Source organism: Chitinophagales bacterium (genome assembly GCA_040877935.1).
Lineage (GTDB): Bacteria > Bacteroidota > Bacteroidia > Chitinophagales > CAIOSU01 > JBBDNB01.
In genome coordinates, this window is sequence record JBBDNB010000026.1 from 94,685 (window position 1) to 109,806 (window position 15,122).

The following is a 15,122-nucleotide window of genomic DNA, read 5'->3' on the forward strand; positions in this document are numbered from 1 at the left end:
AATGCTGCACCCTCAAATAGAATTTATGTCCCCTGAGGCCATCCGGTCATTCCAGGATAAAAAGCTGAAAGAACAATTGCGCTATTTGCAATTGCATTCGCCTTATTATCAGCGTATTTTCAGGGAAAAGGGCATAGATATCGATGAAATAAACGGGATTGAGGACCTACAAAAATTTCCGCTTACCAGTAAAGATCAATTGCAACAATTCAATGATGATTTCATTTGTGTTTCAAAAAGAAAAATCATCGATTATATTACCAGTTCCGGGACTTTGGGCGATCCGGTGACTTTTGCCCTCACGGATAAAGACCTCGATAGACTGGCTTATAATGAGGCCATTTCATATGACTGTGCAGGCATCAACGATGAAGATACCATTCAATTAATGACCACCATTGACAAACGTTTTATGGCAGGCCTGGCCTATTTTATCGGGGCGCGAAAACTGGGCGCAGGTATAGTTCGGGTAGGAGCGGGTGCGCCTGAGCTGCAATGGGATACTATTAAAAGAATCAAGCCCAATGTGCTGGTGGCAGTACCTTCTTTTATTTTGAAATTGATTGAATTTGCTGAAAAAAATGGCCTCAATTTTCAGAACAGCAGTATTCAAAAAATTATCTGTATTGGCGAGCCGATTCGGCAGAAAAATTTTGAATTGAATACGCTGGGGCAGAAAATAACTGAAAAATGGGATGTGCAATTGTTTTCGACCTATGCTTCCACTGAAATGAGTACTGCATTTACCGAATGTGAAGCTGGAAAAGGCGGGCATCAGCATCCCGAGTTGATTATCTGCGAATTCCTGGATGATGCCGGAAAACCTGTTCCAAAAGGTGTGCCTGGAGAACTGGTGATTACCACCCTGGGCATGGAAGGTATGCCGCTGCTGCGCTTTAAAACGGGTGATATTGTGGAGCAATTTGAAGCAACCTGCACATGTGGGCGCAACTCCATGCGTATTGGGCCGGTGCTGGGGCGCAAACAGCAAATGATCAAATACAAAGGCACTACGCTTTATCCGCCCGCCATTTATGATGTGCTGAACAATATTAAGGGCGTGGAGAATTATATTGTGGAAGTGCGCAATAATGAGGTGGGAATGGATAATTTATTGATCCGAATCGGGTTGAATGATCTGGCCACTGAAGAGGACTTTGAAAAAGTCATTAAAGATCATTTCAGGGCACGCTTGCGTGTAGCACCTGATGTGTTATTCGAAAACCCTCAGAAGATTTCAGCGGAGCAATTTCCTCCGAAATCGAGGAAACCCGTATTTTTCTTAGATAAAAGAAGTAAGTAGTAACCTATATATTTGCAAAGGAAATGGAGCTGAAAGATACATTCAAACAAAGAGGAGAAAGGGCCCAACTGGTTGGTCTTTTGAAAAAAAAAGGGATAGAAGATCCCAAAGTACTGGCTGCTATTGATAAAGTTCCACGGCATTTTTTTATTCCCGATAATGCTTTTTATCACCGCGCATATGAGGATACAGCTTTCCCTATAGAAGCAGGGCAAACCATTTCGCAGCCCTATACAGTTGCTTTTCAAACGCAGTTGTTGGAGGTAGCGCCTAAGGATAAAATTTTAGAAATTGGTACAGGCTCCGGTTATCAGGCGGTTGTTCTTTCTGTAATGGGGGCGAAAGTTTACAGTATAGAACGACAGAAAAAACTGTATGACCAGACCAAAGCACTGCTTGAAAAACTGCCTTACAGGAATATCCGCACTTTTTATGGCGATGGATTTGAAGGCAAGGAGGCTTATGCCCCTTATGATAAAATTTTAATCACTGCTGCTGCTCCCGAACTGCCAAAAAAACTGATGCAGCAACTGAAAGTAGGCGGGTATTTGGTTATTCCGTTTGGCGAGGGCAATACACAAACCATGATGCGCTTTACAAAAATCAGCGAGAAAGAATTTGAACAGGAGGAGTTTGATAAATTTCGCTTTGTGCCAATGCTGAAAGGGAAAGCCTGGTAACCTGAGTTCGATAATTATTTAAGAGCTCAGGTTGGTAAATTAACCCTTATATTTCAAAGCCCTTTGCAATTCTCTTTTGGATTCGCGCTCTTTTATGGAATGTCTTTTATCGTGTATTTTTTTACCTTTTGCCAGGGCAATATTTAATTTGGCAAATCCCCTCTTGGAGATAAACAGGCGCAAAGCAACAATTGTCAGGCTCTTGTCTTTTTTCTTTTTTTCCAGCAGCTTTTTCAATTCCTTTTTTGTGAGCAGCAGTTTGCGCACGCGCAATGGATCATGATTGTAAACACCACCATGTGTGTATTCTGCGATATGCATGTTTTTAATATAGAGTTCGTTTTTTCTGAAAAAGCAATAAGCCTCTTTTAAATTGGCTTCTCCCGAACGTATGGATTTAATTTCAGAGCCAGTGAGCTGAATCCCGGCAGTGTATTTGTCCAGTATTTCATACTCAAAGCGCGCTTTTCGGTTTTTTATATTCAGATTGTCCTTCTTCTCCGCTGCCATTTTCAAATCGATTTAAAAATTGTCTTCAGTTTTTCTTTGCTTAAAATTCGCTGTTCCTGTGTGCCTTCAGCAATCAGTCGCTGATTGTGTGCTACCTTAAAACTGCAAAGCACTTTATTGTTTTCGACTGATTCCAGTTTTGCTGTAAACACAAGTTCAGCACCAACAGCTGCCGGTGCATGATGTTTAATACTCAATGCACTGCCAATGCCTTCTTCATGTTCTTCCTTCATTTCGAGCACAAACAAGCGACAGGCCCATTCGGCATCCCGGGCCAATGCAAAGGTAGCATAAACAGCATGTACCTCACCACTTTCAAATCGGGCTGTATCATTTTTTGATACCTTGTGCCGGTATGTTTTAATTGCGCCAATTTCAAATGGGTTTCGCATAAAACAATAATTTAATTAAAAACAGTTTTTCAGCTTAAAATCAATATTTTTGCCTGAAATGAAGAACAATATTGCAGAAAATTATTGGTATTATATCTGCATTGCCGGATTGGCACTTGTGTATGCACTGGGTTTGCAGATAGATTTGATGGATATAGATGCCGCACAATATGCGAGTATTGCAAGAGAAATGGCAGAAAACGGCAATTACCTGCAAGTGCAGCACCGCCTGAAAGATTATCTCGATAAACCGCCTTTGCTCTTTTGGCTTTCGTCCCTTTCCTTTCAGATTTTCGGCATCAGCAATTGGGCCTATAAACTGCCGAGTTTTTTATCTACGCTAATTGGTGTTTTTGCGCTTTACCGTTTTGCTACTTTGTTCTACAGTAAAGACACTGCAAGACTTTCCGCACTGATCTATGCTTCTTGCCAGGCACTTATCCTGATCAATAATGATGTAAGAACAGATACTTTATTGACCAATGCCGTGATTTTTTCAATTTGGCAATTGGCTGCTTTTATGAAAAATCCCAAAGCCGTATTTTTTATTGGCAGTGCTGTGGGCATTGCACTGGGGCTTTTGGCCAAAGGCCCGCTCGGGTTGATGATTCCGGCATTGGCTTTTGGTACTCATTTTCTACTAAGGGGGGAATGGAAACAATTTTTCAGACCAGCCTGGTACGGTATAATCTTACTTAGTTTATTGATGATCAGCCCAATGATCTGGGGACTTTATGAGCAATATGGCAATTATGGTCCTTATTTTTTCTTTTGGGAACAGAGCTTTGGACGACTAACGGGTGAAAATGCTTTTATTCAATCTCAGGCAGTCAGACAGGATCCTTCACCTTTGTTTTTTACGCATACTTTTCTCTGGTCATTTTTGCCTTTTTCACTCTTTGCAGTATTTGGTGTTTTCAGAAAAATACTGAACCTCATTGTTTTCAGACAAAAAAATTCGGGAAACAGGGAGCAAATAGCACTGGGCGGATTTGTGCTTACTTTTATTGCCATGTCTATGTCGCAATATAAATTGCCGCATTATATCTATCCTGCATATCCATTGGCGGCAGTACTTACAGCACGGTTTATCCTGTTGATGACTGAAAAACAAAGGCCCTACTGGCAGCATTTTATCCGTTATTTTCAGTTGTTTGTCACAATTTCTTTGCTGGGCATTGCTGTTTGGATGGGCACACAATGGTTCGGTGTAGCTCAGCTCATCATATGGATTTTATTTGCTGTTTTTGCTTTGCTCAGTATTTTGGCATTTTTCAATGTCCACAAAAAAATCAGTGTTGTAATGCCATCAGTATTGGCAATTATTGCAGCAAATTTTATTGTAAACGGATTTTTCTATCCACAGCTTTTAAAATACCAGGGTACAAAAGAATTGGCCAATTATATTGAACAAAAGCAAATTTCAATTGATAATGTCTATACCTATAAAAGCAATTTTCATTCATTGGATTTCTACAGTCAAAGTATTGTTCAGGCAATTTACAGCAAAGAAAGAATTAGCAGCTGGAATAAAACTGCTTATTTGATTGTTCCTAGTGATGAAATGCATGAAATAGAAGATTCAGGTATCTCTTATGAAGAAATGGAAAATTTTTATTATTATCCTGTAACACTTATTACTGGCAAATTTTTATCTCCTGAAACAAGAGATCAGAAATTGAGGAAATTAAATTTGATAAAAATAAACTGATGCTGCATTTTGTGATTTATGGTATTGCTTTGGGCATTTTTCTTATTGCAGGATGTGGTAAGTCAAAAAACTGCATTGATTATGAAAATGTGAATGTAAATAAAGTATGTAGTACAATTTACGACCCCGTTTGTGGTTGTGACGACCGCACCTACCAAAATGAGTGTCGCGCAGAAGCCAATGGCGTGGTACTGTGGAGTAAAGGCCCCTGTATAAGATGAGCAAGTTAGATGAGAAGAAAAACCTCAATGCCCACCTGATTGAGAAATACCGCGAAATGGTTCGCAAACGCTATGACTATGAGCGCTTAGCAGAAAACTACGATTTGCCCAGAGGCATCAACAGGGAATTGGTGCAGACCGTGCGAAACTATTTTTTAATGGTTATGTATCCTTCTATTGAAGTGAGAGAGGAGCTCGATGAAGCCTTTACTTATTTGAGCAGTTATGTTCGTCACCCTACCAAAGTGTTTAAGTTAATCGGAAGCATGTCAAGTGCGGTGTTTACATTTGGTTTTCAGCTTCCACGGGCATTAAGGGCAGGTATGCTTTCGCTTGAAGCGTTTTTAAACACAAAAAAGTTTGAAGGGCGCATTAAAGAAAGTATAGTAGAAATTGGCATGAAAGTTCCGATCAGTGATGAAGATTACAGGCATGCCATGGCCGCTATTCCGGAAAATGAGGCCAAAAAATTTCTCAGAGATATTGAGCATCTACTCGAATTTTTAACAGATACTTCATTGCTTAAAAAAACTGTAGAGGTAATGGAAACGGTTGTTTTAAAGATGGAAAAAAATCCTGAAACCTTTAGTCAAGAGGAAGTAAGTGGCATTCAACTCGGAATAGAAATAATGAACAACGGCTATGTTGTTTTTGAAGACATGGACAGGCGCACCAAAAAAAATATGATCCAATTAATTTCTAAAGTAGAAAGGGATTTTATGGAAACAGTCTATGATAAAAACTAAAACTCTATCTCAATACCATCTTTATCCAGAAAATGATATTCAGTCAGGTGATAGTCATTATTGGCGTAAACGGGCACTGAAGTTTTATATTCCCACATCCACTTCATGCGTTTAGAGGGGATTCCCCTGTTTATATAAGCTTCAATATATGGATGGGTGTACAAATTAAAATCATAGCCCAGCTCAAGTAGCTTTTTAAGCTTAATTTCAATTTCATCTATCAGCAGAATAGAGGCCTGAATTTGACCCGTACCTCCACAAGAAGGACAGTTTTCGGTTGTTGTGATATTAATTTCAGGACGGGTTCTTTCCCTTGTGATTTGTATCAAACCAAACTTGCTCAAAGGAAGCACAGCATGTTTAGCCCGATCATTTTTCATAAAATCCTTCATGGCCTGATACAGCTGCTTTTTATGCTCTATTTTTTTCAGGTCGATAAAATCCACCACAATGATTCCGCCAATATCCCTCAATCGCAATTGACGCGCTACTTCTTTGGCCGCATCCATGTTTACTTTCAATGCCGTAGTTTCCTGATCGTCCTTGCGCGCTACTTTGTAGCCACTATTCACATCAATCACGTGCAGTGCTTCGGTATGCTCTATTACCAGGTAAGAGCCTCCGGGCATTGTTACTGTTTTGCCAAAAAGCGATTTGATCTGCCGAGTGATCGAAAATTTATCAAATAAAGTGGTTTTGGAATCAAAGTGGCTTACTATTCCTTGCCTATCGGGAATGATCTTTTCCAGGTATTGTTCCAGCTCTTTGGCCAGTTGGGGTTCATTTACAATGATCTTATTGAAAGAATCATTGAGCAAATCGCGAATAATACTTGAGGTTTTTTTCAACTCTCCCTGGACTTTTGCCGGAGGTTTAAGCCCTTTCAGGTTTTGAATAATCCCCTTCCATCGCTCAAGTAAACTATTGAGGTCGGCATGAAGGTCGGCAACACTCTTTCCCTCAGCATTGGTGCGCACTACCACTCCAAAATTTTTGGGCTTAATGCTTTCAATCAGGCGCTCTAATCTTTTGCGCTCATCATTGGTAGAAACCCGCTTTGAAACGCCAACACCACTTCCAAGTGGCATCAGCACCAGGTATCGGCCTGCTAAGGAAATTTCGCTGGTAAGTCGAGGGCCTTTGGTGGAAATCGGTTCTTTGAGTACCTGTACCAATACCGGAAATCTCCGGTCTAAAGGTTCATCAATTTTACCCGTTTTCTGAATCTCCTTTTCAAACTTAAGTTGATTGAGGTTGTAATCATTAAAATTACCTGCAATTGAAGACTGAACAATGCGGTTAAGTGTTCTGATGTTTGCACCAAGATCCAGGTAATGAAGGAAAGCATCTTTTTTGTAACCCACATTTACAAAAGCAGCATTCAGGCCAGAGATCGTTTTGGTGATCTTGCCCAGATACACGTCCCCCACTCTGAACTCCTTACCGATTTTTTCGCGGTGAAGTTCAACCAGTTCTTTGTCTTCCAATAATGCTATCTCTACTCCTTCAGGTGAGGAGTTAACGATCAATTCCCTATTGACCATAGAATAAAAAATTTAGGCCGCATTTCTGCAACGAGTAATATAGGGAGTTATAAGAAATGAAAAAATGATGAATGTCTCAGGTTCAAAGCTTATTTCTTTTTCTTGTGCCTGTTCTTTCTGAGTCTCTTTTTTCTCTTGTGAGTAGCAATCTTGTGTCTTTTTCTTTTTTTACCGCAAGGCATAATTTTAAATTTTAATTGTTTTTTAATTCTTTGATAAAAATATCAATTTCTCTTTCTAACTGTGGGTTGTCAAGAAGTTTTTTGCAGCGTTCAAAATCTGCTATGGCTTCTTCTGTTCTCCCCAAACCATTTAATGCTTCAGCTCTGTAAAGATAAGCTTCTGCAATTGTGGAATCTTGTTCTATAACGGTGTTCAATCTGCTCAGTGCCTTGTCTAATTGCCCCGAAATTATTCCGTATCTCCCAAGTATTAAGTTGGCATCTACGTTTTCAGGATCATCATCCAGCACTTCAAGCAGCAGAGTAACACCCTGCATCACCTGATTGGTTCCATCCATATAGGCCGATGCAACCCGCACCTTCGTATCAATGTTGTCCGGGTCAACTTCCAAAGCCTTATTATAAGCCTTTATAGCAGCATTGCTGATATAAAGCCGGGCACCAGGGTTTTGTTCTTCTACAAATGAAATTCGAATCAGCCGATCACCCGTTTTTTTAAGTTCATCAGGATCGGAACTCCACTCAATCTTTTTCTTTTCGTATTTAGCAGCCAATGCCGCCAATTTATTCCGGTAGCAAAAGTCGGTGATCTTTTCCAAATGTTCCAACTTCTCTTCAGCTCCGGCAGCACTTTCCAATTGATTGTCTAAAAGATTGAGACTGTCCTGAAGCAGTACTTCCAGTGCTTCCTTTTTTCCGGAAAAATAAGTTCCGGCATCAAAGGTGTCTTCAGAAGCTACTTTTTCTTCCTTTTCTTCTTTAGTCTCTTCTTTTACTTTAAGCGGCTTAACGGGCAACAGGTAAATGCCTATTGCCACTGCAATACTGACTACCACCAATAATAGACGGCTTTTAGACACTATTGATCAGCTTTCAGATTCTTTTTCACGGCATCTACAAAAACTTTTGCAGGCTTAAAACTTGGAATATAGTGTGCAGGTATATCAATGGCCACATTTTTCTTGATATTTCTACCTACTTTTGCAGCTCTACGCTTTATAATAAAAGAACCAAAGCCGCGAATATAAATGTTTTCACCCTTCTTTAGATTGTCTTTAATTTCTTTGAAGAATGCTTCTAAAGTGACTAAAACATCTACCTTTGCAATTCCTGTTTTCTCAGAAATATCCGCAATCAAATCCGCTTTTCTCATAAAATCTCGTTTTTATATATTAATAATAGTGTTATGCGTATTTACAGGAAGCACAAAGATGAACATTTTTTTTTAAAGAAAAAACAAACTGCTTTGTTTTAAGGATGCGAAAAGCTGATTTTACAACACTTTTACTTCAAAACTACGATCCAAAACAAAGGCCAATGCCCTGGAAAGGGATTTCCGATCCCTACTTGATTTGGCTCTCAGAAGTCATTTTGCAACAAACCCGCGTAGATCAGGGCTGGAACTATTTTCTCAAATTCAAAAAACAGTATCCGCACATATCTGATCTGGCAAATGCCAAAGAAGATGACGTGTTGAAATTATGGGAAGGCCTGGGTTACTATTCCAGAGCAAGAAACTTACTGGCTGCTGCACGATATGTTGAGCATGAGCTGAATGGCGTTTTCCCTGATAATTACACAGATATTTTAAAGTTAAAAGGCGTGGGGCCATACACCGCTGCGGCTATTGCTTCATTTGCTTTTGGCGAACGCAAAGCAGTATTGGATGGCAATGTCTACAGGGTTTTGTCGCGTTGCTTTGGTATTTCTACAGCAATTGACAGTACAAAAGGGAAAAAGGAATTTGAAAAACTTTCGGATGAATTGATAGATGCAAAAAAACCAGCACTCTATAACCAAGCCATTATGGATTTTGGAGCTGAAATATGCTTGCCAAAAAACCCACGATGCAGCGATTGTCCGTTGCAAAACGAATGCTATGCTTATAATGCTGATGAAATAGCACAGTTTCCTGTAAAATTGAAAAAGCTCAAAAAGCGCACCCGTCATTTCAATTATTTCATGTTTACCGACCAAAAAGGAAACACATTGATCAGAAGACGCGGCAAAGGCGATATCTGGCAAGGGCTTTACGAGTTGCCCTGTGTAGAAGCAGAAGCATTTCTAAGCAAAAATGCAGTGAAGAAAAATGGAATTCCGGGTTTATGGGAAAATCATGGGGTTACTTTTGAGCTCAATAAAATAGCAGAGCGTACACATATATTGACGCATCAAAAAATTAAGGCTGTGCTTTTTGAGTTAAAAATTTTTAAATTGCCTCCTATTAATGAATTTCAGGAGATAAGTATCAATAAATTGAATAATTTTGCTTTTCCGCGTTTGATAAATTTGTTATTGGGAAATTAATTATTATATTCCCGTATATAATGATCAAAAACAAAAAATTATGAGAGGAGTAAACAAAGTAATACTGGTAGGAAATCTGGGCAAAGACCCCGAATTGAAAAAATTAGATTCCGGCACTTCACTTACCCGTTTCCCGATGGCCACAAGCGAATCTTATATTGATAAGGAAGGCAATAAAATCGACCTCACTGAATGGCATAATGTAGTCTTGTGGAGAGGCTTGGCCGATGTAGCCGAAAAATACCTGAAAAAAGGCAGCAAAGTATATATTGAGGGCAAATTAAAAACCCGAAATTATCAAGATGCTGATAACAATACCCGCTATACAACTGAAGTAGTTGCCGATCAAATGGTAATGCTCGACAGTAAAGGAGATAATAGCGGAAGTTCTGAAACCTCTTATCAGCCGCGCGAAGCAGCTGCAAAACCCAAAGCGGAATCTGCGCCAGCTGAGAGCAGCTCAGGAGACCAACAAAACTATGAAGATGATTTGCCCTTTTAATTATTCTTTAACGAACCATTAGTTTCTTGGATACGCAGCCTCCGGACGCCCCTTCCGCATACATTAATGAAATAATCTTCTCGACTGTTTTAGCCGAAGGAGTTACAGGTGATTTATTACTGTATATCGTAGCAATACTGATTTTGCTGACGGCATCTGCATTGATATCCGGTTCCGAAGTGGCTTATTTTTCATTAACAGCCAATGAGTTGAAACAACTCAAACAAGATTCAACGGCCTCAGCTCATAAAGCGCTTGAAATGTTGTTGAAACCGCGCTATCTCCTTGCCACTATCCTCATTGGAAATAACCTGGTGAATGTTGCTATCATTGTTATCTCCTATTTCATTTTTAATACTTTGCTGATCATTGAAAATGAAATATTGCAATTGCTGGTCAATCTTGTGGGCGTGACATTTGTTATGGTAGTGTATGGAGAAGTCACTCCTAAGATATACGCTACTCGCTTTAATCTGAAACTGGCAAAATTTATGGCTTTTCCGCTTTATTTTATGCGTTCTGTATTTAAATATCCCATAGGTTTTTTATTGGTGCGCTTTTCGAGCTTTATTGAAAAGAAAATCAATCATAAGAACAGTGGAGAAATTGACAAAGATGAGTTGGAAAAAGCCATTGATCTTGCCACAGGTGCCAAAGCCGATGCCAAGGAAATAGATATGCTCAAAGGGATTGTGAAATTTGGCAATATTAATGTTCGGCAGATTATGCACGCAAGGGTAAATGTTTTTGCACTGGATATTTCTACTCCTTACTCTGAATTGCTCAGGGAGGTGGAGCAAGCCGGTTTTTCTCGAATCCCAGTGTTTGAAGATTCTATTGATAAAATTGTGGGTGTACTTTATGTAAAAGATCTGCTCGATCACCTTGAAGAACCCGAAAACTTTGAATGGCAAAAACTCCTGCGCCCTCCATTTTTTGTGCCTGAGTCAAAAAAGATCAACGACCTGCTTCGTGAAATACAGGAAAACGGTGTGCACCTTGCCGTAGTTGTTGATGAATATGGAGGTACCGAAGGCATCATTACCTTAGAGGATATTGTGGAGGAAATTACCGGGGAAATAAAAGATGAATACGATGAAGCCAATGAAATCGATTATGTAAAAATCGATAATTTCAATTATGAATTTGAAGGCAAAACTTTGTTAAACGATATTATTAAAGTACTAAAACTGAGAGATGATGTGTTTGACAATAAAAAAGGGGAATCTGAATCCCTGGCAGGATTAATTCTGGAAATTGCCGGTCGTATTCCAAAAGCAGGGGAAAGCATTCACTCAGACACTTTTAAATTTACAGTACTATCTGTACAAAACAACCGAATAGAACGGGTTAAAATCACATTACACAGTGAACCAAAATAACGCAATACTAGTAATTACAGCCTTTTTTTTAGCATTAAGCGCATGCCAGGAAACTTCCTACACCCCCAAACCCAAAGGCTATTTTAAAATAGATTTGCCCGAAAAAAAATACCGTTTGTTCAATCCTTCGGACTGTCCTTTTCAATTTGAAGTGCCGCATTACAGTAAAGTTGTTCGCGACACTACTTTTTTTAATGAGGCCACTGCCTATCCCTGCTGGATGAATATTGATTTTAAATCTCAGGGCGGGAAAATCCACTTAAGCTACCGGCCAGTGGACAATAGAGATACCCTGCGCAAACTGATCGATGATTCGCACAAACTCACTTTTAAGCACAGCATTAAAGCCGATTATATTGACGAAATGCAAATTCATAACAAAAGGAATAATGTCAGCGGGATTTTGTACCAGGTGGGAGGAAATGCGGCCTCAAATATTCAGTTTTATGTCAGCGATGATAGTGCCCATTTTATAAGGGGTGCTTTGTACTTCCCGGTAGAACCCAATGAAGATTCACTTGCACCTGTCATTGATTTTATCAAAGCCGATATTCTGCATATGCTGGAAAGTATGAAGTGGAAAGAGTGAATGTTTTTTTATTATCTTTAGTTTAACCGCACAATGCATTTGCAATATGGAAAAAGTTACCATTCATATTTTCAATAACAAAGCCTACAGATTTCTTAAAAGTCTGGAAGAACTGCAACTGATCAAGATAATCAAAGGCAAAAAGGGCACTGACAAAACCAAATTATCCGATAAATACAGAGGTATAATTAGTAAAGAAGAAGGTGAAAAACTTAATCAACACATTGACCAAATGCGCAAAGAATGGGACAATACATGATTGATACCAATGTGGTTTCTGATTATTTCTCTTTCACCCTGCCTGATTCCGGCATGAAGTTTATGGATAAGGTTGTTGACGAAGTTCCAAAACTGTCTATCATATCACAAATTGAGCTGCTTTGTTGGAAAACTGAAAAATCCACAACACAAAAAGTTAAAAGCTTTATTGCTGATAGTTTGATTTTGGACATATCGCAGGGTGTTATCAATCATTGCGTTGAAATTCGAAAAAATAGAAAAATCAAAACACCAGATGCTATTATTGCCGGAACTGCCTTAGACAAAAGCTTTATCTTGCTTACAAGAAACACAAAAGACTTTCAAGGCATACCGGGTTTAGATGTATTAAACCCACATGAATTATAAATCAAATACCAAAACTGAGGCGCATTTGCCAAAAGGTATAGAGCAAAGCGAACGTCTGCCTTCGCTAAGTAGGTGGAAGGAATAATTCTAAGTTTGTAACTTCATAGATTATTATCCTCAATAGGAAAACCTGCTTTTTGAATTCCAAATTAAAAACACCCGTAGAATACCTGAAAGGAGTAGGCCCGCAGCGGGCTGAACTGCTCAATAAGGAGCTCGGTATTTTCACTTTTAAAGACCTGTTGGACCACTTTCCCTTTCGCTTTGTAGATCGCTCTAAAATCTATACAATAGCCGAAGCCCCTGTAAATGAAGCGGCCATTCAGCTAAAAGGATATATCCGTAATGTCAGAACGATTCCGCAAAAGAGAGGACAGCGCATGGTTGCTACCCTGGAAGATGAAAGCGGCCAAATGGAGCTGCTTTGGTTTCGGGGTCTGCACTGGATATCAAAATATTTACTGCCCAACACATTGTACATCGTATTTGGGAAACCCGGTTTTTTCAACGGAAAGAAAAATATCGTACATCCCGAAATAGAAATACTTAAAGAGCAGCAAGCAGACCTGAAACTTGGCTTTTCACCGGTGTATAACAGTACCGAAAAACTCAAAAACAGGGGACTCGACAGCAAAGGCATACAAAAACTTACCGCTCACCTGTTGTCGGAAATTAAAGACAGCGATCTGCCTGAATTTTTACCGCAATCCATCATCAATAAATATAGATTTCCGCTACGGGCAAAAGCCTACAGGGAAATTCACAAGCCGGGAAACCCGCGTGCCCTAAAAATGGCACAGGCCAGGTTAAAGTTTGATGAGCTTTTCCTGCTGCAAATGAAAATAGTGGGAAGCAGGCAATACAGAAAAGTTAATATTCCCGGGCAGGTATTTGATCAGGTGGGCACAAATTTTAATGCCCTTTATAAAAGCCTCCCATTTAAATTGACTAAAGCCCAGGAAAATGCCATAAGAGATGTGCGGAAAGATTCGCTCAGCGGAAAACAAATGAATCGGCTGATACAGGGCGATGTAGGCAGCGGAAAAACAGTGGTGGCACTGCTATGCATGATGCTGGCTTTAGACAATGGCTTTCAAAGCTGTATGATGGCACCTACCGAAATATTGGCACAACAGCATTTTAAAGGAATATCTGAACAACTGGAAAAGTTGCCAGTAAAAGTAGCTATACTTACAGGATCAATAAAAGGAAAGGAGCGCAAACAGATACTGACTGCGCTGAGCGCTGGTGAAATTGATCTTTTAATTGGCACTCATGCCCTGCTTGAGGGGAGTGTTGTTTTTAAAAACCTCGGTTTTGTAGTAATAGATGAACAGCATCGCTTTGGTGTAGCACAGCGCGCAAAGCTTTGGAAGAAAAACACAAAGCCCCCACATATTCTAGTAATGACCGCTACTCCAATACCGCGAACACTGGCAATGACGGTATATGGGGATTTAGACACTTCACTTATTGATGAATTGCCTCCCGGCAGAAAACCTATTCAAACCCTACATTATTTCGAAAACAAACGCCTAAAGATGCACGGGTTTATGCGCAAACAAATAGAGCTGGGCAGACAGGTTTACGTGGTTTTTCCGCTGATCAATGAATCTGAAACACTGGATTATAAAGACCTGATGGATGGTTATGAGAGTATTTCCAGAGCTTTTCCCATGCCGGAATTTCACGTGTCTGTAGTACACGGCCAGATGAAACCACAGGATAAGGAAATGGAAATGCAGCGCTTTGCCGCAGGAAAAACACATATAATGGTTGCAACTACAGTGATAGAAGTAGGTGTGAATGTGCCCAATGCAAGTGTAATGGTGATAGAAAGTGCCGAACGATTTGGTCTTTCGCAATTGCATCAGTTAAGAGGCCGCGTGGGAAGGGGAGCAGATCAGTCTTACTGCATTTTAATGACCGGGCCGAAACTCAGCAATGAGGCGCGTATAAGAATGGATACAATGGTTCGAACCAACAATGGCTTTGAAATATCAGAAGTAGATCTCAAGCTTAGAGGCCCCGGAGATATCGAGGGTACACAGCAAAGTGGAATCACTCAATTAAAGCTGGCCGATCTGTCAAAGGATCAAAAAATATTGCAGGAAGCGCGTATTTGTGCGGAAGAAATTCTGGATAATGATGCCCGCTTGGAAAAGCCCGAACATCAGGTACTGTTGAAATATTTGATTGTTCATAGTAAACAGGAAAAAACCAATTGGAGTTTGATTTCCTGAGTACAGGCAGGATTGTTTATAAAACTGCATCTTAACCACTACCAAACTCCGGAGAGTTGTATGTTTTGACAGGCTATTGCAAAAGCTTTCGACCCCGCGGGGGTCGCTGTTCGCTGCTGGGTTTGGGTATTTTTAATCGGGTAGGAAGCGGCTTTCACCGCTGTCCCCCCACACCACCCGGCA

General features: G+C 39.9%; 17 protein-coding genes. 12 read left to right on the forward strand and 5 right to left on the reverse strand.

Going from position 1 to position 15,122, the window contains the following annotated elements; genetic code table 11:
* Position 1: 1 nt before the first annotated feature.
* Both WD048_06725 and WD048_06730 read left to right on the forward strand, forming a co-directional pair.
* The gene (locus WD048_06725; GenBank protein MEX0811892.1) at positions 2-1,303 is read left to right on the forward strand and encodes an AMP-binding protein; all 1,302 of its coding nucleotides are present in this window, start codon (positions 2-4) and stop codon (positions 1,301-1,303) included.
* Positions 1,304-1,326: 23 nt separating this feature from the next.
* Complete coding sequence (locus tag WD048_06730; protein MEX0811893.1) at positions 1,327-1,983, forward strand: protein-L-isoaspartate(D-aspartate) O-methyltransferase; 657 nt, start codon at positions 1,327-1,329, stop codon at positions 1,981-1,983.
* Between the two features lie 39 nt (positions 1,984-2,022).
* Here WD048_06730 and smpB read toward each other — a convergent pair whose 3' ends face one another.
* Together smpB and WD048_06740 are read right to left on the reverse strand one after the other, a co-directional pair.
* Complete coding sequence (gene smpB, locus WD048_06735; GenBank protein MEX0811894.1) at positions 2,023-2,493, reverse strand: SsrA-binding protein; 471 nt, start codon at positions 2,491-2,493, stop codon at positions 2,023-2,025.
* Positions 2,494-2,495: 2 nt separating this feature from the next.
* Positions 2,496-2,885 (reverse strand): hypothetical protein, encoded by a 390-nt coding sequence (locus WD048_06740; protein MEX0811895.1) that lies wholly within the window; start codon positions 2,883-2,885, stop codon positions 2,496-2,498.
* A gap of 58 nt (positions 2,886-2,943) precedes the next feature.
* Between WD048_06740 and WD048_06745 the strand changes: the two genes are divergently transcribed.
* The 3 genes from WD048_06745 to WD048_06755 are packed head-to-tail and all read left to right on the forward strand — an operon-like array spanning position 2,944 to position 5,563.
* Positions 2,944-4,596: a glycosyltransferase family 39 protein gene (locus WD048_06745; GenBank protein ID MEX0811896.1), complete on the forward strand. Its 1,653-nt coding sequence runs from the start codon at positions 2,944-2,946 to the stop codon at positions 4,594-4,596.
* Complete coding sequence (locus WD048_06750; protein ID MEX0811897.1) at positions 4,596-4,817, forward strand: Kazal-type serine protease inhibitor; 222 nt, start codon at positions 4,596-4,598, stop codon at positions 4,815-4,817. The genes WD048_06745 and WD048_06750 overlap by 1 nt, the downstream gene beginning before the upstream one ends.
* A complete protein-coding gene (locus WD048_06755; GenBank protein MEX0811898.1) occupies positions 4,814-5,563 on the forward strand; it encodes a hypothetical protein in 750 nt (249 codons plus the stop codon). Before WD048_06750 ends, WD048_06755 begins: the two co-directional genes overlap by 4 nt.
* Here the strand turns inward: WD048_06755 and WD048_06760 are convergent.
* The 3 genes from WD048_06760 to WD048_06770 all read right to left on the reverse strand — a co-directional run bounded on the left by WD048_06760 (position 5,560) and on the right by WD048_06770 (position 8,442).
* Positions 5,560-7,107 carry an Rne/Rng family ribonuclease gene (locus WD048_06760; GenBank protein ID MEX0811899.1) on the reverse strand — a complete coding sequence of 516 codons (1,548 nt, stop codon included), beginning with the start codon at positions 7,105-7,107 and terminating at the stop codon, positions 5,560-5,562. The two genes, WD048_06755 and WD048_06760, sit on opposite strands and share 4 nt — an antisense overlap.
* Before the next feature lie 193 nt (positions 7,108-7,300).
* Complete coding sequence (locus WD048_06765; protein ID MEX0811900.1) at positions 7,301-8,149, reverse strand: tetratricopeptide repeat protein; 849 nt, start codon at positions 8,147-8,149, stop codon at positions 7,301-7,303.
* Positions 8,149-8,442 (reverse strand): HU family DNA-binding protein, encoded by a 294-nt coding sequence (locus tag WD048_06770; protein ID MEX0811901.1) that lies wholly within the window; start codon positions 8,440-8,442, stop codon positions 8,149-8,151. Before WD048_06770 ends, WD048_06765 begins: the two co-directional genes overlap by 1 nt.
* 104 nt (positions 8,443-8,546) lie before the next feature.
* Between WD048_06770 and mutY the strand changes: the two genes are divergently transcribed.
* From mutY to recG, 7 genes are all read left to right on the forward strand, one after another.
* On the forward strand, positions 8,547-9,596 hold the full coding sequence (mutY, locus tag WD048_06775) for an A/G-specific adenine glycosylase (protein ID MEX0811902.1): 1,050 nt from the start codon (positions 8,547-8,549) through the stop codon (positions 9,594-9,596).
* A 40-nt stretch (positions 9,597-9,636) separates the two neighbouring features.
* Positions 9,637-10,098: a single-stranded DNA-binding protein gene (locus WD048_06780; GenBank protein MEX0811903.1), complete on the forward strand. Its 462-nt coding sequence runs from the start codon at positions 9,637-9,639 to the stop codon at positions 10,096-10,098.
* Between the two features lie 26 nt (positions 10,099-10,124).
* On the forward strand, positions 10,125-11,480 hold the full coding sequence (gldE, locus tag WD048_06785; GenBank protein MEX0811904.1) for a gliding motility-associated protein GldE: 1,356 nt from the start codon (positions 10,125-10,127) through the stop codon (positions 11,478-11,480).
* Positions 11,467-12,069 (forward strand): gliding motility lipoprotein GldD, encoded by a 603-nt coding sequence (gene gldD, locus WD048_06790; protein ID MEX0811905.1) that lies wholly within the window; start codon positions 11,467-11,469, stop codon positions 12,067-12,069. The genes gldE and gldD overlap by 14 nt, the downstream gene beginning before the upstream one ends.
* Positions 12,070-12,115: 46 nt before the next feature.
* Positions 12,116-12,328: a hypothetical protein gene (locus WD048_06795; GenBank protein ID MEX0811906.1), complete on the forward strand. Its 213-nt coding sequence runs from the start codon at positions 12,116-12,118 to the stop codon at positions 12,326-12,328.
* The gene (locus WD048_06800) at positions 12,325-12,696 is read left to right on the forward strand and encodes a type II toxin-antitoxin system VapC family toxin (GenBank protein ID MEX0811907.1); all 372 of its coding nucleotides are present in this window, start codon (positions 12,325-12,327) and stop codon (positions 12,694-12,696) included. The genes WD048_06795 and WD048_06800 overlap by 4 nt, the downstream gene beginning before the upstream one ends.
* A gap of 137 nt (positions 12,697-12,833) precedes the next feature.
* A complete protein-coding gene (gene recG / locus WD048_06805; protein MEX0811908.1) occupies positions 12,834-14,939 on the forward strand; it encodes an ATP-dependent DNA helicase RecG in 2,106 nt (701 codons plus the stop codon).
* Positions 14,940-15,122: the final 183 nt, after the last annotated feature.